Origin of the sequence: Paraburkholderia phenoliruptrix (assembly GCF_019511605.1) — a bacterium.
In the GTDB taxonomy this organism is placed as follows: Bacteria; Pseudomonadota; Gammaproteobacteria; order Burkholderiales; family Burkholderiaceae; genus Paraburkholderia; species Paraburkholderia phenoliruptrix_A.
This window is the reverse complement of the sequence record NZ_JAEUAV010000001.1, coordinates 179,796-202,589: the sequence shown is the minus strand read 5'-3', so window position 1 is coordinate 202,589 and position 22,794 is coordinate 179,796. Positions and strand designations below refer to the sequence as shown.

23 protein-coding genes and 1 pseudogene are annotated in these 22,794 nt (G+C 64.7%); 16 read left to right on the top strand and 8 right to left on the bottom strand.

Features of this window, described 5'->3' with window-relative positions; translation table 11 throughout:
* Nucleotides 1-149 precede the first annotated feature (149 nt).
* A pseudogene (locus tag JNB89_RS30955) lies at nt 150-509 on the bottom strand (carboxymuconolactone decarboxylase family protein); the annotation flags it as partial.
* A 59-nt stretch (nt 510-568) separates the two neighbouring features.
* On the opposite strand from JNB89_RS30955, the gene JNB89_RS00860 reads away from it, so the two are divergent.
* Nucleotides 569-1,543, top strand: a complete 975-nt coding sequence (locus JNB89_RS00860) for an AraC family transcriptional regulator (protein ID WP_220360892.1) — start codon at nt 569-571, stop codon at nt 1,541-1,543.
* A gap of 13 nt (nt 1,544-1,556) precedes the next feature.
* On the opposite strand, the gene JNB89_RS00855 is transcribed toward JNB89_RS00860, so the two are convergent.
* The 5 genes from JNB89_RS00855 to JNB89_RS00835 all read right to left on the bottom strand — a co-directional run bounded on the left by JNB89_RS00855 (nt 1,557) and on the right by JNB89_RS00835 (nt 6,441).
* The gene (locus JNB89_RS00855) at nt 1,557-2,126 is read right to left on the bottom strand and encodes an FUSC family protein (RefSeq protein ID WP_220360891.1); all 570 of its coding nucleotides are present in this window, start codon (nt 2,124-2,126) and stop codon (nt 1,557-1,559) included.
* Nucleotides 2,127-2,201: 75 nt separating this feature from the next.
* On the bottom strand, nt 2,202-3,521 hold the full coding sequence (locus tag JNB89_RS00850; RefSeq protein ID WP_220360890.1) for a cation:proton antiporter: 1,320 nt from the start codon (nt 3,519-3,521) through the stop codon (nt 2,202-2,204).
* Between the two features lie 265 nt (nt 3,522-3,786).
* A complete protein-coding gene (locus tag JNB89_RS00845) occupies nt 3,787-4,197 on the bottom strand; it encodes a DUF3175 domain-containing protein (RefSeq protein ID WP_220360889.1) in 411 nt (136 codons plus the stop codon).
* 215 nt (nt 4,198-4,412) lie between these two features.
* Nucleotides 4,413-4,928 carry a PRC-barrel domain-containing protein gene (locus JNB89_RS00840; protein WP_013341268.1) on the bottom strand — a complete coding sequence of 172 codons (516 nt, stop codon included), beginning with the start codon at nt 4,926-4,928 and terminating at the stop codon, nt 4,413-4,415.
* Between the two features lie 145 nt (nt 4,929-5,073).
* Nucleotides 5,074-6,441, bottom strand: coding sequence for a DNA topoisomerase IB (locus JNB89_RS00835; RefSeq protein WP_220361250.1), 1,368 nt, complete (start codon nt 6,439-6,441; stop codon nt 5,074-5,076).
* 170 nt (nt 6,442-6,611) lie between these two features.
* On the opposite strand from JNB89_RS00835, the gene JNB89_RS00830 reads away from it, so the two are divergent.
* The 5 genes from JNB89_RS00830 (at nt 6,612) to JNB89_RS00810 (ending at nt 9,449) form a co-directional block, all read left to right on the top strand.
* Entirely contained in the window at nt 6,612-6,956 is a 345-nt protein-coding gene (locus JNB89_RS00830; RefSeq protein ID WP_013341266.1) for a hypothetical protein, read from the top strand.
* 213 nt (nt 6,957-7,169) lie between these two features.
* A complete protein-coding gene (locus tag JNB89_RS00825; protein ID WP_220360888.1) occupies nt 7,170-7,721 on the top strand; it encodes a type 1 glutamine amidotransferase domain-containing protein in 552 nt (183 codons plus the stop codon).
* An 88-nt stretch (nt 7,722-7,809) separates the two neighbouring features.
* On the top strand, nt 7,810-8,376 hold the full coding sequence (locus tag JNB89_RS00820; protein WP_135892037.1) for a DUF4142 domain-containing protein: 567 nt from the start codon (nt 7,810-7,812) through the stop codon (nt 8,374-8,376).
* On the top strand, nt 8,373-8,717 hold the full coding sequence (locus JNB89_RS00815; protein WP_013341263.1) for a DUF1488 domain-containing protein: 345 nt from the start codon (nt 8,373-8,375) through the stop codon (nt 8,715-8,717). Before JNB89_RS00820 ends, JNB89_RS00815 begins: the two co-directional genes overlap by 4 nt.
* A gap of 150 nt (nt 8,718-8,867) precedes the next feature.
* Nucleotides 8,868-9,449, top strand: coding sequence for a membrane protein (locus JNB89_RS00810; RefSeq protein ID WP_013341262.1), 582 nt, complete (start codon nt 8,868-8,870; stop codon nt 9,447-9,449).
* Nucleotides 9,450-9,596: 147 nt separating this feature from the next.
* On the opposite strand, the gene JNB89_RS00805 is transcribed toward JNB89_RS00810, so the two are convergent.
* Nucleotides 9,597-9,848: a hypothetical protein gene (locus tag JNB89_RS00805; protein ID WP_220360887.1), complete on the bottom strand. Its 252-nt coding sequence runs from the start codon at nt 9,846-9,848 to the stop codon at nt 9,597-9,599.
* 395 nt (nt 9,849-10,243) lie between these two features.
* Here JNB89_RS00805 and JNB89_RS00800 point away from each other — a divergent pair, with 395 nt between their 5' ends.
* Nucleotides 10,244-10,693 (top strand): PA2169 family four-helix-bundle protein, encoded by a 450-nt coding sequence (locus JNB89_RS00800; RefSeq protein WP_220360886.1) that lies wholly within the window; start codon nt 10,244-10,246, stop codon nt 10,691-10,693.
* A gap of 128 nt (nt 10,694-10,821) precedes the next feature.
* On the opposite strand, the gene JNB89_RS00795 is transcribed toward JNB89_RS00800, so the two are convergent.
* Nucleotides 10,822-11,160, bottom strand: coding sequence for a BON domain-containing protein (locus JNB89_RS00795; protein WP_013341259.1), 339 nt, complete (start codon nt 11,158-11,160; stop codon nt 10,822-10,824).
* Nucleotides 11,161-11,491: 331 nt separating this feature from the next.
* On the opposite strand from JNB89_RS00795, the gene JNB89_RS00790 reads away from it, so the two are divergent.
* The 9 genes from JNB89_RS00790 to JNB89_RS00750 all read left to right on the top strand — a co-directional run bounded on the left by JNB89_RS00790 (nt 11,492) and on the right by JNB89_RS00750 (nt 22,767).
* Nucleotides 11,492-11,635: a hypothetical protein gene (locus JNB89_RS00790; RefSeq protein ID WP_220360885.1), complete on the top strand. Its 144-nt coding sequence runs from the start codon at nt 11,492-11,494 to the stop codon at nt 11,633-11,635.
* Nucleotides 11,636-11,675: 40 nt separating this feature from the next.
* Nucleotides 11,676-13,157, top strand: a complete 1,482-nt coding sequence (locus tag JNB89_RS00785; protein WP_220360884.1) for an RNA polymerase factor sigma-54 — start codon at nt 11,676-11,678, stop codon at nt 13,155-13,157.
* 141 nt (nt 13,158-13,298) lie between these two features.
* A complete protein-coding gene (locus JNB89_RS00780; RefSeq protein ID WP_220360883.1) occupies nt 13,299-14,468 on the top strand; it encodes a pyridoxal phosphate-dependent aminotransferase in 1,170 nt (389 codons plus the stop codon).
* 79 nt (nt 14,469-14,547) lie between these two features.
* Nucleotides 14,548-15,276, top strand: coding sequence for a FadR/GntR family transcriptional regulator (locus tag JNB89_RS00775; protein WP_013341256.1), 729 nt, complete (start codon nt 14,548-14,550; stop codon nt 15,274-15,276).
* Between the two features lie 310 nt (nt 15,277-15,586).
* Nucleotides 15,587-16,330, top strand: coding sequence for a (Fe-S)-binding protein (locus JNB89_RS00770; RefSeq protein WP_220360882.1), 744 nt, complete (start codon nt 15,587-15,589; stop codon nt 16,328-16,330).
* Nucleotides 16,327-17,718 carry a lactate utilization protein B gene (locus JNB89_RS00765; protein ID WP_013341254.1) on the top strand — a complete coding sequence of 464 codons (1,392 nt, stop codon included), beginning with the start codon at nt 16,327-16,329 and terminating at the stop codon, nt 17,716-17,718. Before JNB89_RS00770 ends, JNB89_RS00765 begins: the two co-directional genes overlap by 4 nt.
* The gene (locus JNB89_RS00760; protein ID WP_220360881.1) at nt 17,705-18,295 is read left to right on the top strand and encodes a LutC/YkgG family protein; all 591 of its coding nucleotides are present in this window, start codon (nt 17,705-17,707) and stop codon (nt 18,293-18,295) included. The genes JNB89_RS00765 and JNB89_RS00760 overlap by 14 nt, the downstream gene beginning before the upstream one ends.
* A 54-nt stretch (nt 18,296-18,349) precedes the next feature.
* Complete coding sequence (locus JNB89_RS00755; protein WP_346656177.1) at nt 18,350-20,506, top strand: VRR-NUC domain-containing protein; 2,157 nt, start codon at nt 18,350-18,352, stop codon at nt 20,504-20,506.
* Entirely contained in the window at nt 20,503-22,767 is a 2,265-nt protein-coding gene (locus tag JNB89_RS00750) for an ATP-dependent DNA helicase (protein WP_220360880.1), read from the top strand. The genes JNB89_RS00755 and JNB89_RS00750 overlap by 4 nt, the downstream gene beginning before the upstream one ends.
* Nucleotides 22,768-22,794 lie beyond the last annotated feature (27 nt).

Below are 22,794 nucleotides of genomic sequence, written 5' to 3'. Positions count from 1 at the left end.
GTTGGGGGCGCGACGCCCGATATCCAGCGACGCAATCCCCGTGCGCCGACAGCGTAGCCCGGCGAGGCCGGGAAATCAGTCTCGCAGGTTTTCCCGGCATTTGCCAAATGCCGCGCTGATCGCGTCACCCCAGGCAGCCGCGTCGCCGAATGCGCGGCCACGGCGTCCATGGTCCGCGCGGAGTACACCATCGCCGCGCCGACGTTGGTGGCGACCGCCACGCCGAGCGCCTAGGCGATTTCGCCACGCATGGCGCCATGCTTCAGCGCTTCGGCGGTATGCACGCTGATACAGCCGTCGCAGCGCGACCTGAGGGCGAGCGCCAGCGAAATCAGTTCGCGCGTTTTCGCGCCGGGCAGATCGGTTTTCTGTTCCGCACCCGACAGCGCCTGGTAGCCCTTCACCATATCCGGCGACAGCTTGCCGATTTCGCCGATGCGTCCAACCAGCTTCTTGCGGTACTCGATCCAGTTCGCGCCGGCGGTTGCCCGCGTAGTTGGACAAAGTATTGCGCCCGGCGGCGATATCCTGAATACTCGCCTCGCTCAACTTTTAGCGCGGGAGTCTCATGGACACGCTTAGCCGATTGCTGGACCTCGCCCGGCCGCAGGCCAGCCTCGATCTGCGCTGCCTGCTGAGCGGCGCATTCGACGTAGACCACGCGCCGATGGAGGCGGGCATCGCGCCGTTTCATCTGGTGCTGGAAGGCGAGTGCGTGATCGAGACGGCAGACGGTGGGCCAGTGCCGCTGCGCGCCGGCGATTTCGTGCTGTTCCCGCGCGGCACCGCGCACCGCGTGCGAGATACGAAGCGCGGCACGAGCACTGCGCCACTCGTGACGGGCCACGACGGTCTGCTGCCGATCAAGAGCAACCACGCCGCCGCAGCCGGCCAACCTCCGGCCGGCGAACTGTTGAACGGCGCCGACCTCGACCTGCTGTGCGGCCGCTTCGTCTACACGCCAGGTTCTTCGGCCTTGCTGCTGAACGCGCTGCCCGATCCGTTTCGCGTGTCGCTCGGCGGAGCGCACGCGCTCGGCCCGTTACAGGCGCTCATCGGTCTCATGCGCGACGAAGCCGGACAACGCCGGCCCGGCGCGCTTGCCATCGTCACCGCATTGAGCCAGGCGCTCTTCACCATGGCGCTGCGCGTGCATGGCGATGAGGCCGGTTCAGCCCCCGGCATGCTCGCACTGCTTGCCGACGCGCGTCTTGCTGCGTCGGTGCAAGGCATGTTGGCGGCGCCAGAGCGGCCCTGGACCATCGCCGAACTCGGCGAGCTTGCGGCGATGTCGCGCGCCACTTACGCCCGGCGTTTCAACGAACGCGCCGGCATGACCGTGATGGATTTCCTCACGCAGATTCGCATGACGATCGCTTGCGATCTGCTGCGCCGGACCCAACGAAGCGCGGCGGAAGTCGGCGAGGCGGTGGGTTATCAATCTGAAGCGGCATTCGGCAAGGCGTTCCAGCAGCACGTCGGCGTGACGCCGGGGCGCTACCGGCGGTTGCCGCACAACGGCGCGCCGGCCGCTGCGGCATGAAGCGACGCGCGGCCTAACGCGTGTCGCGGTCGGCGCCCGACCAGTGCTTTTCCGCGACCGAGATCAGCCACGCCACGAGCAGCGCGCACACCGTGCCGAGCGTGACTTCGCCAAGGCGCAGCAATGCCTTGTCCCATGCCGGGCCGATGCCCGGCACCAGCAGCATGATGGTCGCGGTAATGCCGCCCAGCCGCGCCGCGCTGCCCACGTTGACGACCCAGCAGATCACGATAGCCGCCGCCACCGTCGCCGCATACGCTGCGAAATAGCCATGACCGAGGGTCGCGCCCGCGAGTCCGCACACGCCGCCCACCATCGCGCCGATGAACTGGTCGCGCGACAGCTTGCGGGTGTCGATATAGCTGTGCTGGCTCACGGCAATCGCGGTGATCGCGGCCCAGAACGCCTGCTCGGTGTGCAGCATGCGGCCGATGCCGAACGCGAGGCTTGCGCCCGCCACGGCCTGGAAGGCCATCAAACTGCCTTCGGCGAGCCGCTCGGCGAACGGCAGTGACTTCAGGAAGGCGAACAGTGATTCGCCGGCGCTTCTGCGCCTTGTGTGCGCTGGGTCGGAAGAGGTCATCGGCAAGCGAAGTGGCAAAGGCCCCTCGCGAAGCAGCAAGGCGGTTCGCGCAAGCGGCGCAAGGGCGCTCGTATTCTACCGTTCGCGACGGCGCAGCCGCCGGTAACGGTTCATGAGCGGCGTCGAAGACACGCCGTGAATCACGACAGAAGCGGTGACGACCGCCAGCGCGAGCGGCACCAGCGGTGTGATGTCGGCGACCGGTCCGTGTTCGAGCGCATACGCGAGGTAATAGAACGAGCCCACGCCGCGAATGCCGAACCAGCTCATCAGGCGCCGTTGCGTCGGCGAAGCGGCCGAGCCGAACAGCGACAACTCCACCGACGCGGGCCGCACCGCGAAGAACAGCGCAACGATGAGCGCGAGCGCGGACCAGGTGAAGATCGGCGCGTTCAGCGTGGAAAGCACGTTGCCGACCATCGCCATGATGACGACTTCCGCGATGCGCTCCAGCTCGATCGTGAAGCCGAGCACGGACTCGGTCATGAACGCGTGGGCCTTGTCGGGGTCGGACGCGGTCGCTTCCACATCCGCCGAGTCGATGGTGCCGATTGCTTCGCGCGGCGAGGTGCCGCCGCTCGCGCGATGTTCGACTCGGCGCATCGACACCCCCGCCGCGAACACGGCGAGAAAGCCGTAGGTTTGCGCGAGCTGCGCGGCGCCGAACGAGAGGCCGATCAGGCCCAGCGCAAAAAATCCCTCGAGCCCGAGTGCATGCGCGTGGCGCGTGCGCAGCCACGCGACCGCGTGCGTCGTCCCCCAGCCGAGCAGACCGCCAATTGCGAGCGCACCCAGCACGCCCCATGCGGCAGTGCCCGCGAGCTTCAGATTCAGCACGTCGCCAGCGCCGGCTCCCGGCAGCGCGCAGAACGCAAGGCCGATCATCGCGAACGGCAACGCAATGCCGTCGTTCAGGCCGCCTTCGCCGGAGAGCGCAAAGCGCAGCAAATCGTGGTCGCCGGGGTCGTGCACCTGCACGTCGTGAGCGAGCACCGGATCGGTGGGCGCGAGAATCGCGGCGAGCAGGATCGCGGGCCCCCAGCCCAGGTGAAGCACATACACGCAGAAAAGCGCGAGCAGCGGCACGGTGGCGAGCATCGCCAGAAAGCCCAGGCGCAGCGGCACGGTCCACAGCCGGTCCAGGATGCCCACGCGCAAACGCAGGCCGATCGCGAACAGCGAAACCAGCAGCGCGACTTCGGTGAGCATGCGCAGCAGGTGGGCGTCGGCGATCATGTCGAGGTGCAGCAGATCAAGGCCCGGCGGCCCGAGTCCGTAGCCGACCGCGACATAAACCATCGCGGCGCTCACGGGGAGGCGGCGCAATGTCGTCGCGGCTATGCCCATGAAGACCAACACCGCGCCGACGATCAGAAACCAGTATGTTTCGTGCATGTGCATCCGGTCGAGGCCGGCCGTGCGAGCTGTGCACGGCAGGCCGGGTGAAGGGGCGCCGCCCCGAACGCGTCACGCGAACGCTGGCAGGCGCATGGCTCGCGTCAGGGCGTACATGAAGCTGCACGCGACTGCACTGAGTGAATGGCGGCGGGCGAGTGCGGAACCCGATGCGAGCGGATGCAATCACATGCAACCGGATGCAACCGTGCAACTGCATGCGACGGAATGCAACCGTATGCACCCGCGTGCACCCGACAACACCTTACGGCGCGCGTCCAAATGCTTCGCGCAGTTTGCGCTTGGCTTGCTCCAACGTTGCGCGGCGAGTCTTCGGCAGGTTTCGGCCCGCGCGGTTGATGTAGAAGTTGAGCATCGACATTGCCGATTGAAACGGTGTGCCTTTGCGTCGCCGGCTTTTCGTCGACGACTGTTTGAGCGACTGTGCAATTTCTTCAGCGTTCGCGTTCTTGAAGATGTCGGGCTGTAGGTCCATCGCGTCGCTCGTTTCCATCACATGATGCGACCACTTGCGCGGGCGTTTGCCGCCGCCGGTACTTGCCGCCTTGCGTTGTTGCGCGGCATGCGCCTGCGCATGGCGCTGTCGCGGCGGTCGTCCGGACTTGCCGCGCGCCTGCGGGCGCTTAGCTTTACTGGTGGTTTTGCTGGTGGCCATGAGAGCCGCCTCCCTTTCGGGTGCCGGGTGGCCCGGCTGTGCCCGCTCGCCTCTTGTGGCTCACGAGGCTGCTGGTAATAGAAGTCAGCGCGCCGGTCGCCGCGCGGGGCGGCCGGCGCCGTGTCGGCAAGCAGCGCGAAGCGCGCATCCAGGTAGAACCTAAACCGGCAGAACCGAGACGGAATTCGCTTCACGCACTCGCCGCGGATTGCGAATTACAGCTTGACTCCGCCGGCTTCGGGCGCGTCCGACGAGCCCGCCGGAATGTCGCCGATGCGCGTGTCGTCGCGCAGGTCGAAGCGGTCGCGGCTCCAGTACGGCTCGCTGCCGTAGTACTGGTGTACCGAGGTGGCCCACGTTTCATCCGCCATCGACGGCCAGTGGTCCTTGTCGAACCCCGGCGCGTTCTTCACGCTTTCGGCCGGCATGTTCAGCACGAAGCACTTCTGTTCAGTGTCGAGCGTGAGCGCTTGCCACGGAATGGCGAGCAGCTTGTCGCCGATGCCGAGGAAGCCGCCGCTCGAAAGCACCGCATACGCAATGCGGCCCGAGCGCACGTCGAGCATGATGTCCTTGATCTTGCCGATGTCCTCGCCGTCGCTGCTGAGGACGCGGTTGTCGTCGAGCGTGTCTGCGGCCATGACGTCCGGGCCGGGGCCTTCCGCCGTTGCACTGCCTTTACCGACGATACGTGCTCCTTGCATGCGTTGCGTCTGACTTTGCATGACCATGATTTGCCTCCTTCGCAGGTTAAGGGTGATGACGGTGAAGCAACGCGCGTTCCTCGTGGACTGCCGCGCGGCTTTACAACAACGTGCACGCACGTGTGCGCGCAGGCGTGCTGCCGCCCCGGCGGCGCGCGGTGGTGACAGCGGCTCAGCCTGCAGCCGGTTTGTCCGCGGCCGGCGCGGCAGCGGCGCGCCGCGAACTGCGTGCGCGAGCCTTGATTCCCGCTTCGGCTTCGCCTTGCACGCCGGCTTTCGCGGCGGCTTTGCCACGGCCCTGGCGGGCGGTTTTCGCGCCTGCCTTCAGCGCCGCCTTGTTCGCTTCCTTGCGGATCGCACGCGACTTCTGCAGCAAGGTCGAAATGGAGCCGTTGATGCTGTCCGCCTCTTGTGCTTCGCGCAGCTTGCGCCCTTTCGCGCCCGCCTGACGTGCGAGTTTCGCCGCGCGTTTTTCCGCGTGCGCGAGTAATGCGGCAAACGCCACTTCGTCCACTTTCAGGCCACGTCTGGACTGGCCAGGAGGCAGGCTCTGCAATTCGTCCGCCTCGAAGGCGCTGATCACAGCAGGGTGGATATAGCAGCGCCGGCATACGGCTGGCGTGTTGCGCAGCAGGCCCGCTACCTCCTTGACGGTGGCCACGATATGGCGCCGCGCTTCAGCGGCGCTCTCGCAGACGAGGCGCCGCAGCGTGGCGAGCGCGTAGACGCTGCCTGCCCATGTCCGGTAGTCCTTCGCGGTGAAATCAGCGCCGCTTGCGCGGCGCAGATAATCGTTGATGTCGGCGGAGCCGACGGTACGGCGGTTGCCTTCGTCATCGAGATACTGGAACAGGTCGTGCCCCGGCAGTTCCGCGCAACGTCGCACGATGCGCTTGACGCGCGCGTCGTCGACGGTGACGTCATGCTCAATGCCGCTTTTGCCGCGAAACTTGAAGCGCACTTGTCCCGCTTCGACCTTCACGTGTTTTTTGCGCAGCGTCGTCAATCCGTAGGACTGATTCTCGCGCGCGTACTCGACGCTGCCGATGCGCACGAGCGTCGTGTCCAGCAGCCGCACCACGGCGGCCATCACCTTGTCGCAAGGCATGCCGGGCAGTTCGAGATCGCGCGCCACGCGCGCGCGAATCTTCGGCAATGCGCGGCCGAACTCCCGCATGCGTTCGTATTTGTCCGCGTCGCGCGTTTCGCGCCAGCGCGGGTGATAACGGTATTGCTTGCGGCCGCGCGTATCGCGGCCGGTTGCCTGAATGTGGCCGCGCGGGTCGGGGCAGATCCACACGTCTTCATAGGCGGGCGGAATCGCGAGCGAATTGATGCGCTGGATTTCCGCTTCGTCTTCTATGCGCTTTCCTTCGACGTCGAAATACGCGAAGCCGTCTTTCTCGCGCTTGCGCGTGTAGCCGGGCTTGCTGTCGTCCGCGTGGCGCAAGCCGGGCGGCATCGTCGTCGCGGCGGCCTGCTTCGCGGCGTCGTCGGCCGGCGCGTGAGCGTTGGGTGTCGTGCTGTTGGTCGTAGGCATCTTCGCAGGTAGAACTTTCAAGCGTGAAGCGCGTTGCGCCAGTGATGGCCCGGAGCAAGGGCGGTGCCTGGCCGCTGCATCGCCGCAAGGCCGCGACGTGCGCGCGCGGAACAGTCCTTGCGATCAACCTCACGTATCCATCCGCCCATCAACCAACACAGGAGAGCGCCATGAGCAGCACGCTGAATCCCGATGAAGAGCCGCAACAGGTCGTGAAGCAAACCTCCGGCACGACGGGCACGTTGGGACCGAGCGATTCGTCCGATAGCGGCAGCGACGTCGCGGGCCAGAAGCGCCATGAGTTCGACGTCGATACGGAACTCGACAATCACGCGCTGGAAACCGGTGAGCTTGAACTCGCGAGCGACACCGACCGCGCCGGGACCGGCGAACGCGCCGCGGCCGACGGCGATTCGACGCTCGACCCGGATCGCGACATCGAACCGGATCGCGTCGTGAACCCGCCGGAAGCGGCGGACGACGACGGTCTCGACGAGGACCCGAGCGGCCTCTAGACCGTTCGCGTCGCCGCTGTGCGGTCGGCTTCGCATTGCGCTGCGGCCGGCGCCTGGCGCGTCATAGGGCCGACACCAGGGCGCGACACCAGGGCGCGACACCAACAACGTGCGGGGCAGGCACATGCCTTGCTCCACCCGGATTGATGAACAGCTAACGACGAGGGCTCGCGTCCCGCACGCAGCCCCGCGTTTCAATGAAGGAGAGAACAGATGGCTAACAGCCTCGACGGTCTGAAAGTAGCGGTACTCGCAGTGGATGGTTTCGAGCAGGCAGAACTGGTCGAACCCAAACGCGCGTTGGCTGAAGCCGGCGCAACCGTGCACGTGATTTCGGAGAAGCCCGGCAAGATCCAGGGCTTCAAGCACGTCGACAAGGGCGACGCGGTCGAAGTCGACACCACTTTCGACAAAGCCACCGCCGCCGACTACGACGCGGTGGTGTTGCCCGGCGGCGTGGTGAACGGCGATGCGATCCGTCTACTGCCGCAGGCGCAGGCTTTCGTGAAGGCCGCCGACAGCGCGCACAAGCCGATCGCGGTGATCTGCCACGGCACCTGGCTGCCGGTGTCGGCGGGCATCATCAAGGGCCGCACGGTGACGAGCTGGCCGAGTCTGCAGGACGACATTCGCAATGCGGGTGGCACGTGGGTCGACCAGGAAGTGGTGGAAGACAACAACCTGATTTCGAGCCGCAAGCCCGACGACATTCCCGCTTTCAACAAGGCGCTGATCGGGCAACTGTCGAAACGCAAGGCAGCATGAGCGGCACGACGCGCGTCGCGCTGTGCGCAAGCGTAGCGATGGGTGTGGTCGGGCAGCGCCGCTGACTCCGTAAGCAAGGGAGAAAAGCATGAAACTACGGTATTCCCTCCAGGTAACGGCGCTCGCGCTGGGCCTTGGCGTGGCGTCGGCCGGCGCAGCGTATGCGCAGGCAAGCGACGCCCCGGCGAGCGCGGCGCCCGCGGGCGGCACCAGCCTCTCTCCGGCGGACCAGCAGTTCATTCAGGACGCCTCGCAATCCGACGCTACCGAAATTGCCGCAAGCAAGGTCGCGCTAAAGAATTCGCGCGATCCGCGTGTGAAGAAGTTCGCGCAGCAGATGATCACGGACCACACCAAACTCGCGCGCAGCATGGCCGCGATCACGGCGAAAAAGCGCGTGCCTGCGGCGCCGGCGGCCGATTCGGCGCTCGTCGGCAAGTTGCAAACGCTCAAGGGGCAGCAGTTCGACGAAGCGTATGTCGAGCAGATCGGCGTGGAGGCGCATCAGCGGGCGGTCGATCTGTTCCAACAACAAAGCCAGAGCGGCACCGACTCGCAACTGAAGGCGGCAGCCGCGCGCGCGTTGCCGATCATCCAGCATCATCTCGAGATGGCGAAGCAGCTTGCCGGCACCATGAAGGGCTCTTCATCATGAACGCAATTCTGCCGCGGCCTGCCTATGAGGACTCTCTTATGCAGATCACTTTTCCCGACGACAAGCCGACCTTCGACGGCGCGAACCTGACCGTTCGCTTCATGGCGCGCGTGGAAGGCGAACCGGTTGTGTGCGCAATTACCGTCGAGGCGCTCGAGGATCATTTCGGCGCCGAGTCTCCACTCGAAAGCGCGTTGATGGAAGCCTTCGAAAAAGGCCGTAACCGGATCCGTTCGGTGTGCGCCGAGGCGCTTGACCAGAACAACGGCGAGGGCGTCATCTTGCACAGCGGACTGTTCAGGGTGGAAGGCATGGAATCCGATCGCGGCACTGCCGCCTAGCCCGGGCACTCGCGCGGGTACTCGCGTCACCACTGAGCGGCCCGCTCGCTGCTCATTGGCGCGACCGCAACCCGCCGCTCATCGCGAGAAGGCGCACCGTAGTTTGCGAGCGTCGTCCGCAAAAACGCTATCACGATGCAAGGAGGCCTTATGTCACTCATCGTCGCAGCACGCTTTACGACTTTCCCAGCCGCTGAGGAAGCGGCGCAAAAACTCTTCAACGCAGGCTTCGTCGAAGAAGACGTGACGCTTTTCTTCGTCAATCCCCGCGGCCAGCACGCGCGTTTTCCGATTGGCGGCGATACGCACACCGACGCGGGAGCGAAGGGCGCGCCCAAGGGCGCAGGTCTTGGCGTGACGATCGGCGCGGTGGTGGGCGCCATAGTGGGCGTCGGCATTTTCGCGGCGTTTTCGGCACCGTTGCTGGTGTCGGCGATTGCGGCAGGCGTCGGCGCGTACATCGGGTCGCTGGCCGGCGCGATGTGGCGCACACGGCAGGGCGCCGAGGCCGGGCACCGAACGCCGTTTCATGAAGAGACGCGCGATTCCGGCGTGCTCGTCGCCGTGCACGTGTCGACGGACAACCAGCTCGAGGCGGCGCGCGTGTTGCGCGATGCGGGCGGCGTATCCATTGAACGCGCGACCGGTCGTTGGCAACAAGGCCGCTGGGCCGACTTCGACCCGCTCAAGCAGCCCGTGCCGCTTAACGAATTCAACGAAAAGCGTGCTTAGGGCGCGCGTTGCGTGAGCGAATGCCTGAGTAAAACGTAGAGGGCTCGACGGTTGTCGGGCCCTTCGTCTTTTGATGGCCGGGCGTTTAGCCGCGTGCTCGTGTGATGCTTGCCCGGCCTTGGGTCGTTCCAGGCGTTTGCGCTACAGCTATACCCAGATGCGGGCAGCGCCACGCTGCGGCGGCGCGTGCTCCGCAGGACGTTGCTCACGCGCAGCTTCGCATGACGCGGGAATGACGCCGTCACGCGCGCGCTCGCAAGACGAAGGCGCTACCTCGACGCTTTGCGGCGCGCTCGTCGCGAGGTTCTCATCGGGTTGAGCGTGCTGCCGAAGCTGCAGTACCGCGGCCGACGAGACTATCGCCACGGTGGCAAGAAACTCTGCGCTGCTGATCTTCATGATGTGCTTCTCCCTGTCGTCGTTGCTCGCCCCGTCTTTTCAATTTGTCTGTACGTCGTGCAGATTTTCCCTTGATTCGCTGCATGACAGTGCGAAGGGCCAACCCAATAAGCAACGCCTATGCCACCGGTAAAAGCCTTGCGCGGCGGGGCGCGCGCGGCGCTCATCGAACGTCGCGCCACGCAACATTTACGCAGCGCTGGCAGGAACAACCCGGGCGCGATAGCAGCACGGCTGCAAGTGCGTCACGCAAGGCGCCGGGCACGCGCCATGCGGGTATGAAACGAACCCCGTTGCTCATGCAGTTGATGACATGGCCGACGGCGCGTGTGCGTAACGCATGCGTGCAGGCCGGCGACGGATTTCGCGATCAACGAAACCCTTGGAGGTAATGAATGGCTACGAACGTTGTTTCCGTGCTGAACGATCTGATCGAAACTTCGAAGGACGGAGAAAAGGGCTTTCGCAAGGCCGCCGAAGATGCGCGCGACGCCCAGTTGAAGACGTTGTTCCTCACGCGGGCCGAAGACTGCGCGCGCGGCGCACGCGAACTGCAGGACGTGGTGCAGCGTCTGGGCGGCAAGCCCGAGACCGGCGGCAGCGTAAGCGGCGCGTTGCATCGCGGCTGGGTCGACGTGAAGTCGGCGGTCACGGACCGCAGCGACCACCAGATACTCGTCGAGGTGGAGAAGGGCGAGGACGTCGCGAAGAAGAACTACCACGACGCGCTGGAAAAAGAATTGCCGGCCGACGTGCGTGCGATTGTCGAACGTCAGTATCAGGGCGTGCTGCAAAACCACGACCGCGTTCGTGATCTGCGCGACCAGTATGCCGCGAGGAGCTAACGCGGCCGGGGCGTGAGCTCAGGCGTCACGTAAAAAAGCCGTCCGCATGCGGACGGCTTTTTGTTTGCCCGGCTCGGAGCGCACATCGTTCAGAGAGTGCGCGAGGCGCCGGGCGCGCCTGAGCGGACTTATTCGGCCGCGATCTTCAGGCGGTTCTTCACGCTGCTCACGCCCTTCACGCCTTCCACGACTTCCTGGGCGGCGAGCTTGTCGTCGGCGGAAGGCACGGTGCCCGTGAGCCAGACCACGCCCTTACGCGTCTTCACGTGGATGTGCGTGGATTTCACATTCTTCGCGCCCAGCAATTCTGCCTTGACCTTGGTGGTGATGGTGCCGTCGTCGATATGCTGGCCGAGGCTTTCGGATGCAGCGGGCGGTGCCGAGGCACTGGTTTGCGCAGTCGCGTTCAATGCGAATGCAACACACGCGATGGTGCCGGCGGTCTTGAGCATCTGGATGGTCTTCATGGTTTCTCCTTCGGGTGTTGATGAAAATTGCGGTCTTGTTGCCTGCGGTCGATCGCGGCGAAGGCCGCCGATGACTCGCGTGGGGTCGTTGCCGCTACGGTTCCGTCAGGGCCCGTTATCGACACCGGCCGGGTCCCCGCAGTCGTTGCGCGATTCGCGCGGGATGGGGGGATACGCGTCCGTCCACGCCAAGCGTGTCGCAAAGTGCATGCCCAACAGTTCGCTTACGGCGGCAAGACGTGAAGCGAGCCGGGCCGTGCGTATGAATTCCGCTGAAGAATCGGCCCAAGCACGAACCCAGGCATCGGCCAAAGCCGCATGGCGATAGCGTTTGGCGGCCATCCCGAAGCAGCCCGGATTTGCCGCCCCGCTTGTAAAAATGGCGCCGCGCGAGGCCGCAAACGGCGCGCCCGAAAAAACAAAGGCTAGGAAAAACAGTGTGTTGCAAAAGCTGGTACAGCAGTTGCTCTATTGAGGATGCTCTCTACTTCAGCTATTAACGGGACCTCAATACGATGCCTTCAATTGAACTTCGCACAAGGCAGTCTCTTGCACTCACGCCGCGGTTGCAGCAGTCCGTGCGTCTGTTGCAGCTATCGTCTCTGGAGTTCCAGCAGGAATTGCGAACCGCGCTCGACACCAATCCGTTCCTCGAATATGACTCGTCGGATACGGAAGACGTTGCGCTCGCAACCCCGACCCCCGGCGACGAATCCGGCGCGCTGCCCGCCACCGATGCCGTCGCGGCAGCCGAGCCCGACGCGCTGCCCGCAGAAGCAGTCACGAGCGAAACACTCGACAGCGGCGGCCCGGACGATATGCCCGGCGACTTCTCCGGCGACTACAGCAGCCGTAGCTCGGCCCGTCAGAACGGCGATTCGGACGGCAGCGATCCCGCGGAATGGGCACGTTCGCAGCCGACCTTGCGCGAGCAGTTGCACGACGCACTGCGCCTGTACAGGCTGGACGACCGCGATCGCGCCGTGGCGCGCTTCATCATCGAGGCGCTCGACGACGACGGTTATCTACGCCAGAACCTCGCGGATCTCGCCGACAGCGTCGATCTCGAGCCCGAGTTGACGGAAGAAGAGCTGCTGGTCGCGCTGCGCCTCGTGCAGTCGCTCGATCGACCCGGCCTCGGCGCGCGTTCGCTGTCCGAATGCCTGCTGCTGCAACTGAACGCGTTGCCTGCCGAAACGCCGGGGCGCGAGGTCGCGCGCCAGATCGTCGAGCATCATCTGGAGCGACTCGCGCGCCGCGAGCAGGCGGAATTGCAGAAGCAGATTGGCTGCAGCGCCGAGGAACTGCGTGTGGCCTGCGCGCTCGTGCGCAAGCTCGACCCGAAGCCGGGCAACTGCTATGGCCGCACCGAGGACAACTACGTCGTACCGGACGTGATCGTGCGCCAGGTCCGCAACAAGTGGGTCGTGACGATCAACCCGGCCGTGCAGCCGCGCGCCCGCATTCACCGCATGTATGCAGAGCTCTTTGCGCAGTCCGCGGGGGCGAGCCGTTCGCCGCTTGCGCAGCAGCTTCAGGAAGCCCGCTGGTTGATCAGGAATGCACAGCAACGCTTCGATACGATTCAGCGTGTGGCCGAATGCATTGTCGCGCATCAGAAGGCCTTCTTCCAGTACGGCGAAATCGCGTTGAAGCCGATGGTGTTGCGCGATGTCGCCGACGAGCTCGGCCTGCATGAATCGACCATCTCGCGCGCAACCGGCAACAAATATATGGCCACGCCGCGCGGCATCTTCGAGTTCAAGCACTTCTTCCCGCGCGAACTCGGCACGGAAAGCGGCGGTACCTGTTCCGCGGCCGCGGTGCGGGCGCTGCTGAAGGAAATGATCGCGGCGGAAAACGCCCGCGATCCGCTCTCCGACGTAACGCTGGCGAAAATGCTGGCGGACCAGGGCGTGCTGGTCGCGCGCCGTACGGTCGCCAAATATCGTCATTTGATGAAGGTGCCGCCGGCGGAGTTGCGCCGCCAGGTCTGATCTGCCTGCTCCCTGCACGCGGGGACCGGAGAAGCTGAAGCGCCGCGCGAGGCTGTCCGCCCGCGCGGCGCTTTTTCGTATCTGGACGTTTCGCGCCGGCCCCATTACATTGGCGGGTCAAAATCGGAATGGATGAGCGCGATGAAGTATTCGAGTCGGGTGGAGGGTTTGCAAGGCAGGCGCACGTCGGCATGGGAAATTCATCGTGTCGCGCAGCAGGCCGCCGCCAATGGCGAAGACGTGATCGTGCTGAGCGTGGGAGACCCCGACTTCGCGACGCCCGCGCCGATCGTCGAGCGCGCGATCGAAGCGCTGCGCGGCGGCGACACGCACTACAGCGCGGTGTCCGGGCGCGATCCGTTGCGTGCGGCAATTGCGGCCGAACAGTCGCGCATGAGCGGTTGCAGCATCACGGCGGCTAATGCGATCCTCACGGCCGGTGCGCAAAACGGCGTATTCGCCGCGTCTTTGTGTCTGCTCGAAGCCGGCGACGAGGCCATCGTTCCCGAACCGATGTACCTGACCTACGAAGCCTGCGTTCGCGCAGCCGGCGCGACGCTCGTGCCGGTGCCGGTCGACCCCGCGCGCGCCTTCCACCTGAACTGCGATGCACTCGAAAATGCCGTCACTTCGCGCACCAAGGCCATTTTCTTCGCCACGCCGTGCAATCCCACGGGCGTCGTCACGCCGCGCGCGGACCTGGAGCGGATCGCGCGGCTCGCGTGCAAGCACGATCTATGGGTGCTCTCGGACGAGGTGTACGCCGACCTCACATTCGAACGCGAGCATGTGAGCATCATGGCGCTACCTGGCATGGCCGGGCGCACCGTTACGCTCGGCAGTCTGTCGAAATCGCATGCAATGGCGGGCTGGCGCGTAGGCTGGGCAATCGGCCCGACGCAGCTCATCGAACACATGGGGCGGCTCGCGCTCGCCATGCTGTATGGCTTGCCGGGCTTCATCCAGCAGGCCGCGCTGACGGCGCTGCACGACAAGGCGCGCATCGTTGCCGAGATGCGGGAAATTTATCGGCGGCGCCGCGACGTCGTATTCGAGCATTTGAGCCGCATTCCGCGCTTGCGCTGCCTGCTGCCCGAAGCGGGCATGTTCATGATGGTCGACGTGAGCGGCACAGGTCTGGATACGGTGGATTTCACGTGGCGGCTCTTTCGTGCGCAAGGCGTGTCGGTGCTGGACGCGAGCGCTTTCGGCGAGACGGCGAACGGCTTCGTGAGATTGGGCTTCGTGGTCGACGAAGCGCGGCTTGCCGAGGCGTGCAAGCGCATTGCGGCGTTCGTGGCGACGCTATAATTCATGCGCCGCGCGCACGGTTTGCGCGCGCCGATCCCACGCCCTGAACCGAACAATCCGGCTTTGTCAGCCGCAGCTTATGCACTTTCGCCCGATCCAGTCCTTCACGCGCAAACGGCTTTCCGACGTGGTTGCCGATCAGATCAAGCAATTGATCTCGGACGGCACGCTGATGCCAGGCGACCGTTTGCCGGCTGAGCGCGATCTGGCCACGCAACTGGCCGTGTCGCGGCCTTCGTTGCGCGAGGCATTGATCCGGCTGGAATCGGACGGCTATATCGCCACTTCGGGGCGGGGCGGCTTTACCGTGGTCGACCTGACCGCACCGATCATTTCGCGGCCGCTTGCCGAGTTGCTTCTGCAGAACCCGCGTACCAGTGCCGACATTCTGGAGCTTCGCCAGGGGCTCGAATCCATTTCCACTGTGTATGCCGCCGAGCGCGCCACCGCAGCCGACCTTCGCAAGATCAGGACGGCGTTCGAGGCCTTGAAGGCGGCGTCGCAGTCGCAAGACCGCGTGAATCTCGCCGAACTGGACGCCGCGTTTCATCTTGCGATTGCCGACTCCACGCATAACATAGCGCTCGCCCATGTGATGCACGGGATCCATACGCTGATTGGCGAAGGCATGCGGCAGTACCATCGCCTGATCGACTACGACGAGGCGATGGAAAAGCAACTGATGAGCCAGCATCAAGCCATCTACGACGCGGTCATGGCGCGCGACGCGCAAAAAGCGCGCAAGGCCGCCGAGCGGCATCTCGCGTTTGTCCGCGAGATTTATCAGGAGGATGCGGCGAAGCTGTAGCCCTCGCACGCGCCTTTCGTTTCTGCTTTACCACTTACGGATGCCATTGGCCGCGCGTGGCGCGCGGCCAATGGCATGGTCACGCCCGCCGCGAGCCGCCATGTTCGAATTGACAGTTACCGGCGACTTCCTTATATTTTGGTCTGACCAAGCTGACCGGCCTTGCCGACGGGCTGGCGGCATCCCCGCACGCGTCCCACAGGTTCATCGGTAAATCGGACAATCGGTTAATCGGTTAATCGGTTAATCGGACAAGCGGTCCATGAGCCCGCCCGTCCACACGTCGCTTCCCTCGTCAATTCATGAACACATGAAAGTCGCACTATTTATCCCGTGCTTTATCGATGCGTTCTATCCCGAAGTCGGCATCGCCACGCTCGAGTTGCTCGAGCGCTTCGGCATCGAGGTCGACTATCCGCAAGAGCAGACCTGTTGCGGCCAGCCGATGGCCAATAGCGGCGCGCACGCCGACGCTGCCGGGGCCGAGCGCGTGTTTGCGCGCAATTTCGCGGGCTACGACTACATCGTCGGGCCCTCCGCAAGCTGCATACACCACGTGCGTGAGCATCTCACTGCAATCGAGCAGACCGACGAAGTGAGGAAGGTGCGAGCAAGCGCGTACGAACTGGTCGAGTTTCTGCACGACGTGGTGGGCGCGCGCGAATTCCCGTGGGCCGAGTTTCCGTATCGGGTCGGCCTGCACAACAGTTGCAGCGCGTTGCGGCATCTGAAGGAGGCGTCGATGTCGGAAGTGGCGGGGCAGCCGTTTTCGAAACCGCGCACTTTGCTGGAGGGCGTAAAGAGCATCGAATTCGTCAAGCCGTTGCGTCCGGACGAATGCTGCGGCTTTGGCGGCACCTTCTCGGTGACCGAAGAGCCGGTCTCCGTGCGCATGGGGCAGGACAAGGTGCGCGATCATCTGAACGCGGGCGCGCAATACATCGTGTCGGGCGACATGTCGTGCCTCATGCACCAGCAAGGCTGTGCGGAACGCATGAAGGCGGACGCGCGCTTTATTCACATCGCGCAAGTGCTCAACGGGGCGCGCGCATGAGCCGCATCGACCACGCAAAGGCAGCCGGCGACTTCATCAAAAAGACGGAGCACGTTGCGTTTCACGACAGACGTCTATGGGATTTGCGGCAAAAGCGCGACGCGCAGGCGCAGGCAATTGCCGAATGGGAGACGCTGCGCGAGCTGGCGTCAGGCATCAAGGAACATACGCTGTCGCATTTGTCGCAGTACCTCGAACAGTTTGCGGCGGCGGCCGAGGCGAACGGTGTTGTAGTGCATTGGGCTGCGACTGCCGAAGAGCACAACGCGCTCGTGCACAAGATCATGTCGGAGCGCGGCATGACCACGCTCGTCAAAAGCAAGTCGATGCTCACCGACGAATGCCGGATGCGCGAATATCTCGAGCCGCGCGGCATAACGGTGATGGAAACGGATCTGGGCGAACGCATCCAGCAGCTCGATCATCAGGACCCGAGTCATATGGTCGTGCCCGCGGTTCATAAACTACGTGCCGATGTCGCGCAACTGTTCGGCCGGACCATCGGCACCGATCCGCACAACAGCGACATTCACTACCTCGCGGAAAGCCAGCGCATGAACACGCGGCCGTACTTCGTGCGCGAGAAAACAGCGGGTATGACCGGCTGCAATTTCGCGGTGGCGGAAACCGGCACCGTCGTCGTGTGCACGAACGAGGGCAACGCGGATCTTTCGGCAAACGTGCCGCCGTTGCACATTGCGTCGATCGGCATCGAGAAGCTGATTCCCAAGGTCGCCGATCTCGGCGTGTTCATTCGTATGCTGTCACGCAGTGCTCTCGGTTCGCCGGTGACGCAGTACACGTCGCATTTCCGCGCGCCGCGTCCGGGGGCGGAGATGCATTTCATCCTCGTCGATCATGGCCGCTCGGAACGGCTTGCGATGGAGGACTTCTGGTACTCGCTCAAATGCATCCGCTGCGGCGCGTGCATGAATACCTGTCCGGTGTACCGGCGCAGCGGCGGGCTCTCGTATGGCGGCACGTACTCGGGTCCGATCGGCGCGATCATCAACCCGACCTTCGACCTCAAACGCTATAGCGCGTTGCCGTTCGCCTCCACACTCAACGGCAGCTGCACGAACGTGTGTCCGGTGAAGATCAACATTCACGAGCAGATCTACAAATGGCGCACGGTGATTGCCGAGCGACACGAAGTGCCCTTCGTGAAGCAGGAAGTGTTGAAGATGGCAGGGCGTCTGCTGGCGAGCCCGACCCTGTATCGCGCGACGGTCGCGTCGATGAGCGGCGCATTGCGGCGGCTGCCCAACTTCGTGCTGTACAACCCGCTGAACATCTGGGGCAGACAACGCGAGTTGCCCGAGCCGCCGAAACAGACTTTCCATGCCTGGTACAAGAAAAACCGCGGAGGTGGCGATGGCAACGCGTGAGGCTTTTCTCGCCAGAGTGCGCGAGGCGCAACCGGCCGCGCGGCCCCGTCCCGAGGTGCCGCTGTTCAATCCGGTAGGCGGCGACCTGCGCGCGCGCTTTACGGCTGCGTTGGAAACGATGGGCGGTACATGTGTCGAGGCGCAGAGCGCATCCAGCGTGACCGGGCTGATTCGTGAGCGTTTCGGTGCGGCCGTGTCCATCGTATCGGCTACCGCTCAAGTGCCCGGCACGCGCGCGCTGACCGCCGACACGCAGCCTGCATCGTTGCAGGACATCGACGTTGGCGTGGTGCGCGCGCGTTTCGGCGTCGCGGAGACGGGTTCGGTGTGGTTCAGCGAACGCGAGTACGTGGTGAATGCGTTGGGCTATATCGTGCAGCATCTGGTGGTGCTGCTCGATCCGGCGCAACTGGTGGACGGCTTGCAAGACGTCTACCGGCGCGACGACTTCCGCGACGCTCGCTATGCGGTGCTGGTCACGGGGCCTTCCGCAACTGCGGACATAGAAGGCGTACTCATCCGCGGCGCGCAGGGCGTGCGTTCTCTGACGGTCGTCTGGCTGGCGGCCGGCGCTTAGCGCCAACGGAGTTTGCTATCATCACTGTATATACATACAGGTCGTGCAAACTCCGTGGCAACCGATGCTACGCCGGATTCCCCCGCCGGCGTTCCCTACTATCTGCTGAACTTCGAGCGGGCTCTCGCATGGCTCGCGCAACGTTACGACGACCTGCTCGATGCAGACGAGCGCGCTTTTTTCAGCGCGTTCGCGCTGCTGCCGCAGGCTTCGCGGGCCTTGCTGGTGCGTATGCTGATGCGCAAGGGCACGCTGTTTCGCGCGAGCCGCCTTGCTTATGACGAGATCGGCTGCCCGTTGCAAGCGGCCGCGCCGATCAGCGCGCTGGGCTGGCTGGACCCTGCGCCGCACCTGACGCTCGACGATCTGTTCGCGCTCACCACGCGCGCCGAACTGCTCGATATTTTCGCGGACGCACTGGCGTTGATTCCCGGCGCGCGCGGCTTGCGCAAGCCGGAGTTGCTGGAGGCGTTGCGTCCGTTTCATGCGCAGGGGGATGATGAGGACGGCAACGGCAAGAACAGCGGCAACTACACAGGCAACAACCCAGGCAACAACGCCGGCTACACCGCGCGCCCACTATCGGCATGGAATCCTCATTCTAGCGATCGCGTGTTTCGCGTAGACGTCGCGCCGTTGTGCGAGCGTCTGCGGCTGATGTTCTTCGGCAATCTGCAACAGGACTGGTCCGAGTTCGTGCTCGCGGATCTTGGCGTGTTCCAGTACGAGAAGGTCGCGTTCGGGCCGTCATCGCGTGCATTCCAGCGGCGCGCGGACGTCGACGTATATCTTGCGTTGCACGCATGTCGCGAGGAACTGGCGTCGATAGAGTCGTTCGGATCGCTGCTCGATCGCGAAGCGGAAGAGGCGGTGATGGGTGAGATCGTCGCGCGCGTTCGGGCAGTTGAAGTTCCTGATTCATGGCTCGAAATGCGGCGCGCGAAGCTGCTGTTTCGCATCGGCCAGCATTGCGAACGGCGGCAACTGTGGGCTAGTGCAATGGTGGTGTACGAGCTATGCAAGTGGCCCGGCGCGCGCCACCGGCGCATTCGCGTGCTCGAGCGCAGCGAGCGCTTCGACGCGGCGGTTGCGCTGGCGTTGCAGGCCGCGGCGTCGCCTGAAAGCGAGGAAGAGCAGCAGCGCGTCGCGCGCATGTTGCCGCGCTTGAGGCGCAAGCTCGGTGAGCCGGCGGTCCGTGTGCGTGCCGAGCGCGCCGCTGAACGCAGCACGTTGATTTTGCCGAGGCCGCAAGCATCCGCATCGCAGTATGCGCCCTCGCCCCAAGCGACGCATGCGCCGCCGTCGGTTGAATACCTCGTACGCGATCATCTGACCTGTGAAGCTGCGCCGGTCTATTACGTCGAGAATGCGCTGATCAACTCGCTATTTGGCCTGCTCTGCTGGAAACCCGTGTTCGCGGCGTTGCCCGGTGCGTTTTTCCATCCGTTTCAGCGCGGTCCGGCCGATCTTCACGCGCCGGATTTCCATGCGCGCCGTGCGGCGCAGTTCGCGGCGTGCCTCGAGCAGCTCGATAGCGGCGCTTATCGCGAGACAATCTTGCGGCATCTGCGTGACAAGGCGGGCGTGCAGTCGCCGTTCGTCTTCTGGGGGCTGCTCACGCCCGAACTCGTCACGATGGCGCTCGACTGTCTGCCGGCCGCTCATCTGAAGCTGTGGTTCGAGCGTTTGCTGCGGGACGTGCGCGCCAATCGCTCGGGTCTTCCGGACCTGATTCGCTTCTGGCCCGCCGAGCGGCGTTATGAGCTGATAGAAGTGAAAGGGCCGGGCGACCGTCTGCAGGACAACCAGATCCGCTGGCTCACGTACTGTGTGCAGCACGGCATGCCAGTGCGTGTGTTGGACGTGCGTTGGGCCGACGAAGCGCAGAGCGATGCGTGCGCCGATGCAGCCGCCGCTAAAGTCACCAATGCCGCCGCCAATGCAGCCGCCAATGCAGCCATCAATGCAGCCACCGGTGCCGCCACCAGTGCCGCCACCGCTAAGGCCGCCACAGCTAAGGCCGCGACCGCTAAGGCCGCCAATGCCGCCGCCGCTAAGGCCGCCAATGCCGCCACCGCTAAGGCCGCCAATGCCGCCGCCGCTACGGCCGCTGATGCAGCCGCAGTCGCAGCCACCAATGCCACCAATGCCGCCACAGCCGCGGGAGCCACAGCCGCGCCTGCCGCGACCCTGGCGGAGCGCATCACATGACCTACGTCGTTGCAGTGCGAGCGATGTGCGAGTTCACCGCAAGACGCGGGGACCTCGATTTGCGCTTCACGCCGGCGCCCACATCGCTGGAGGGCATGGCGGGCCACGTGACCGTCGCGGGCCGCCGCGCGAGCGGCTACGAAAGCGAGATCGCTCTGACGCGCACACATCGCAACCTCACGGTGCGGGGCCGCGCGGACGGCTACGACCCGGTCGCGAATCGTCTCGAAGAGATCAAGACGCATCGCGGCGACCTCGAACGCATGCCCGCCAATCATCGCACGCTGCATTGGGCGCAGGCGCTGGTGTACGGCCATCTGCTGTGCCGCGCGCGCGGGCTTGCCGAGTTGAGCGTTGCTCTGGTTTACTTCAATGTCGGTAGCCAGAAGGAAACGGTGCTCACGCAACTGCATACGGCCCGCGAGCTGGAGGTTTTTTTCGTCGATCAGTGCGAGCGTTTTCTCGATTGGGCGGTGCAGGAGGAAGCGCATCGCGCTGCGCGCAACGCCGCGTTGAGCGCATTGCAGTTTCCGCATGCGCAGTTTCGCAGCGGGCAAAGGGAACTGGCGGTATCCGTCTATCGTGCTGCACGCGACGGTAAAGCGCTGATGGCGCAGGCGCCCACCGGCATCGGTAAAACGCTTGCCACGATCTTTCCGTTGCTCAAGGCATGCGCGGCGCAGCAGATAGACCGGGTGTTCTTCCTCACGGCAAAAACGCCGGGCCGTGCACTGGCGCTGGACGCAATCGACACGCTGCACAAGAGCACCGCGCCGTTGCCTTTGCGAACGCTCGAACTGGTCGCCCGCGATAAAGCCTGCGAGCATCCCGACAAAGCATGCAATGGCGAGTCATGTCCGCTTGCTCGCGGCTTTTACGACCGGCTCGACGCCGCTCGCAGCGCGGCACTCGCGGTGTCGCGCATGGACCGCGCGGCGGTGCGCGAAGCAGCGCTCGCCCATGACGTCTGCCCGTACTACCTCGCGCAGGAGCTTGCGCGTTGGGCCGACGTGGTGGTGGGCGACTACAACTACTACTACGACAGCAGCGCGATGCTGTACGCGGTCACGCAGATCAACCAGTGGCGCGTCGGCGTGCTGGTGGACGAGGCGCACAACCTGCTGGACCGCGCGCGCCGCATGTACACGGCGTCGCTGGATCAGGCGGCGTTGCGGCTCGCGCGCAAGACCGCGCCGCTCACGTTGCGCAAGCCGCTCGAACGTTTGCAGCGCGAATGGAATGCAGTCAGGCGCGCGCAGCAAGCGTCGTATCAGGTCTATGCCGAGGTGCCGGGCAAGCTGCTCGCAGCCGCGCAAAATCTGATCGGCGCAGTAACGGATCAGCTTGCCGAGGCGCCGCTTTCAATCGACGAGGCAGCGCTGCGTTTTTTCTTCGACGCCATGCATTTTGTCGCGCTGGCCGAGCAGTTTGGCGAACATTCTATTTTCGACATCACGCTGACCACGGACAGGCACGCCCCCCGCGATAAGAGCAGCTGCGTGCTGTGCGTGCGCAACGTGATTCCCGCACCGTTTCTTGCGCCGCGTTATGCGGCGGCGCGCACCACCGTGCTGTTCTCCGGCACGCTCACACCGCATCATTTCTATCGGGACACCCTCGGGCTCGCAGAAGACACCCAATGGCTCGACGTAGAAGGGCCGTTTCGCGCGGAACAGTTGCGCGTGCGGGTGGCAGGCAACGTATCCACACGTTGGCGCGATCGCAACCGTTCGCTCGAGCCGATTGTCGATCTGATCGCGGCGCAGTATCTGGCGAAGCCTGGCAATTACCTGGGGTTCCTGAGCAGTTTCGAATATTTGCAGCAAGTGGTTGCGTTGATGCGCGAGCGCCATCCCGGCTTGCCCGTGTGGGCGCAGGAGCCGCGCATGGACGAGGCGGCCCGCGACGCCTTCCTCGCGCGCTTTCGCACCGCGAATCAGGGCGTCGGCTTTGCGGTGCTCGGCGGCGCGTTTTCAGAAGGCGTCGACCTGGTCGGGCAGCAGTTGATCGGCGCCTTTATCGCGACGCTCGGCTTGCCGCAAATGAACGAAGTGAACGAGCAGATGCGCCGCACGATGGAGGCGCGCTTCGGCAACGGCTACGAATATATGTATCTGTACCCCGGTTTGCAGAAGGTCGTGCAGGCGGCGGGGCGCGTGATTCGCACGGAGCACGACGAGGGCGTCGTGCATCTGATCGACGACCGTTACAGGCGGTCTGAAGTGCGCCGCCTGTTGCCCCGCTGGTGGCAGGTTCAGTAGTGCGTGGGCGCCCGGCGAGCGTCATTC

What these genes read in the sequence shown, in the direction of transcription:
- JNB89_RS00860 (WP_220360892.1), top strand. Translation starts at nt 569, where the DNA reads ATGGACACGCTTAGCCGATTGCTGGACCTCGCCCGGCCGCAGGCCAGC.
- JNB89_RS00855 (WP_220360891.1), bottom strand. Translation starts at nt 2,126, where the DNA reads ATGACCTCTTCCGACCCAGCGCACACAAGGCGCAGAAGCGCCGGCGAA.
- JNB89_RS00850 (WP_220360890.1), bottom strand. Translation starts at nt 3,521, where the DNA reads ATGCACGAAACATACTGGTTTCTGATCGTCGGCGCGGTGTTGGTCTTC.
- JNB89_RS00845 (WP_220360889.1), bottom strand. Translation starts at nt 4,197, where the DNA reads ATGGCCACCAGCAAAACCACCAGTAAAGCTAAGCGCCCGCAGGCGCGC.
- JNB89_RS00840 (WP_013341268.1), bottom strand. Translation starts at nt 4,928, where the DNA reads ATGGTCATGCAAAGTCAGACGCAACGCATGCAAGGAGCACGTATCGTC.
- JNB89_RS00835 (WP_220361250.1), bottom strand. Translation starts at nt 6,441, where the DNA reads ATGCCTACGACCAACAGCACGACACCCAACGCTCACGCGCCGGCCGAC.
- JNB89_RS00830 (WP_013341266.1), top strand. Translation starts at nt 6,612, where the DNA reads ATGAGCAGCACGCTGAATCCCGATGAAGAGCCGCAACAGGTCGTGAAG.
- JNB89_RS00825 (WP_220360888.1), top strand. Translation starts at nt 7,170, where the DNA reads ATGGCTAACAGCCTCGACGGTCTGAAAGTAGCGGTACTCGCAGTGGAT.
- JNB89_RS00820 (WP_135892037.1), top strand. Translation starts at nt 7,810, where the DNA reads ATGAAACTACGGTATTCCCTCCAGGTAACGGCGCTCGCGCTGGGCCTT.
- JNB89_RS00815 (WP_013341263.1), top strand. Translation starts at nt 8,373, where the DNA reads ATGAACGCAATTCTGCCGCGGCCTGCCTATGAGGACTCTCTTATGCAG.
- JNB89_RS00810 (WP_013341262.1), top strand. Translation starts at nt 8,868, where the DNA reads ATGTCACTCATCGTCGCAGCACGCTTTACGACTTTCCCAGCCGCTGAG.
- JNB89_RS00805 (WP_220360887.1), bottom strand. Translation starts at nt 9,848, where the DNA reads ATGAAGATCAGCAGCGCAGAGTTTCTTGCCACCGTGGCGATAGTCTCG.
- JNB89_RS00800 (WP_220360886.1), top strand. Translation starts at nt 10,244, where the DNA reads ATGGCTACGAACGTTGTTTCCGTGCTGAACGATCTGATCGAAACTTCG.
- JNB89_RS00795 (WP_013341259.1), bottom strand. Translation starts at nt 11,160, where the DNA reads ATGAAGACCATCCAGATGCTCAAGACCGCCGGCACCATCGCGTGTGTT.
- JNB89_RS00785 (WP_220360884.1), top strand. Translation starts at nt 11,676, where the DNA reads ATGCCTTCAATTGAACTTCGCACAAGGCAGTCTCTTGCACTCACGCCG.
- JNB89_RS00780 (WP_220360883.1), top strand. Translation starts at nt 13,299, where the DNA reads ATGAAGTATTCGAGTCGGGTGGAGGGTTTGCAAGGCAGGCGCACGTCG.
- JNB89_RS00775 (WP_013341256.1), top strand. Translation starts at nt 14,548, where the DNA reads ATGCACTTTCGCCCGATCCAGTCCTTCACGCGCAAACGGCTTTCCGAC.
- JNB89_RS00770 (WP_220360882.1), top strand. Translation starts at nt 15,587, where the DNA reads ATGAAAGTCGCACTATTTATCCCGTGCTTTATCGATGCGTTCTATCCC.
- JNB89_RS00765 (WP_013341254.1), top strand. Translation starts at nt 16,327, where the DNA reads ATGAGCCGCATCGACCACGCAAAGGCAGCCGGCGACTTCATCAAAAAG.
- JNB89_RS00760 (WP_220360881.1), top strand. Translation starts at nt 17,705, where the DNA reads ATGGCAACGCGTGAGGCTTTTCTCGCCAGAGTGCGCGAGGCGCAACCG.
- JNB89_RS00750 (WP_220360880.1), top strand. Translation starts at nt 20,503, where the DNA reads ATGACCTACGTCGTTGCAGTGCGAGCGATGTGCGAGTTCACCGCAAGA.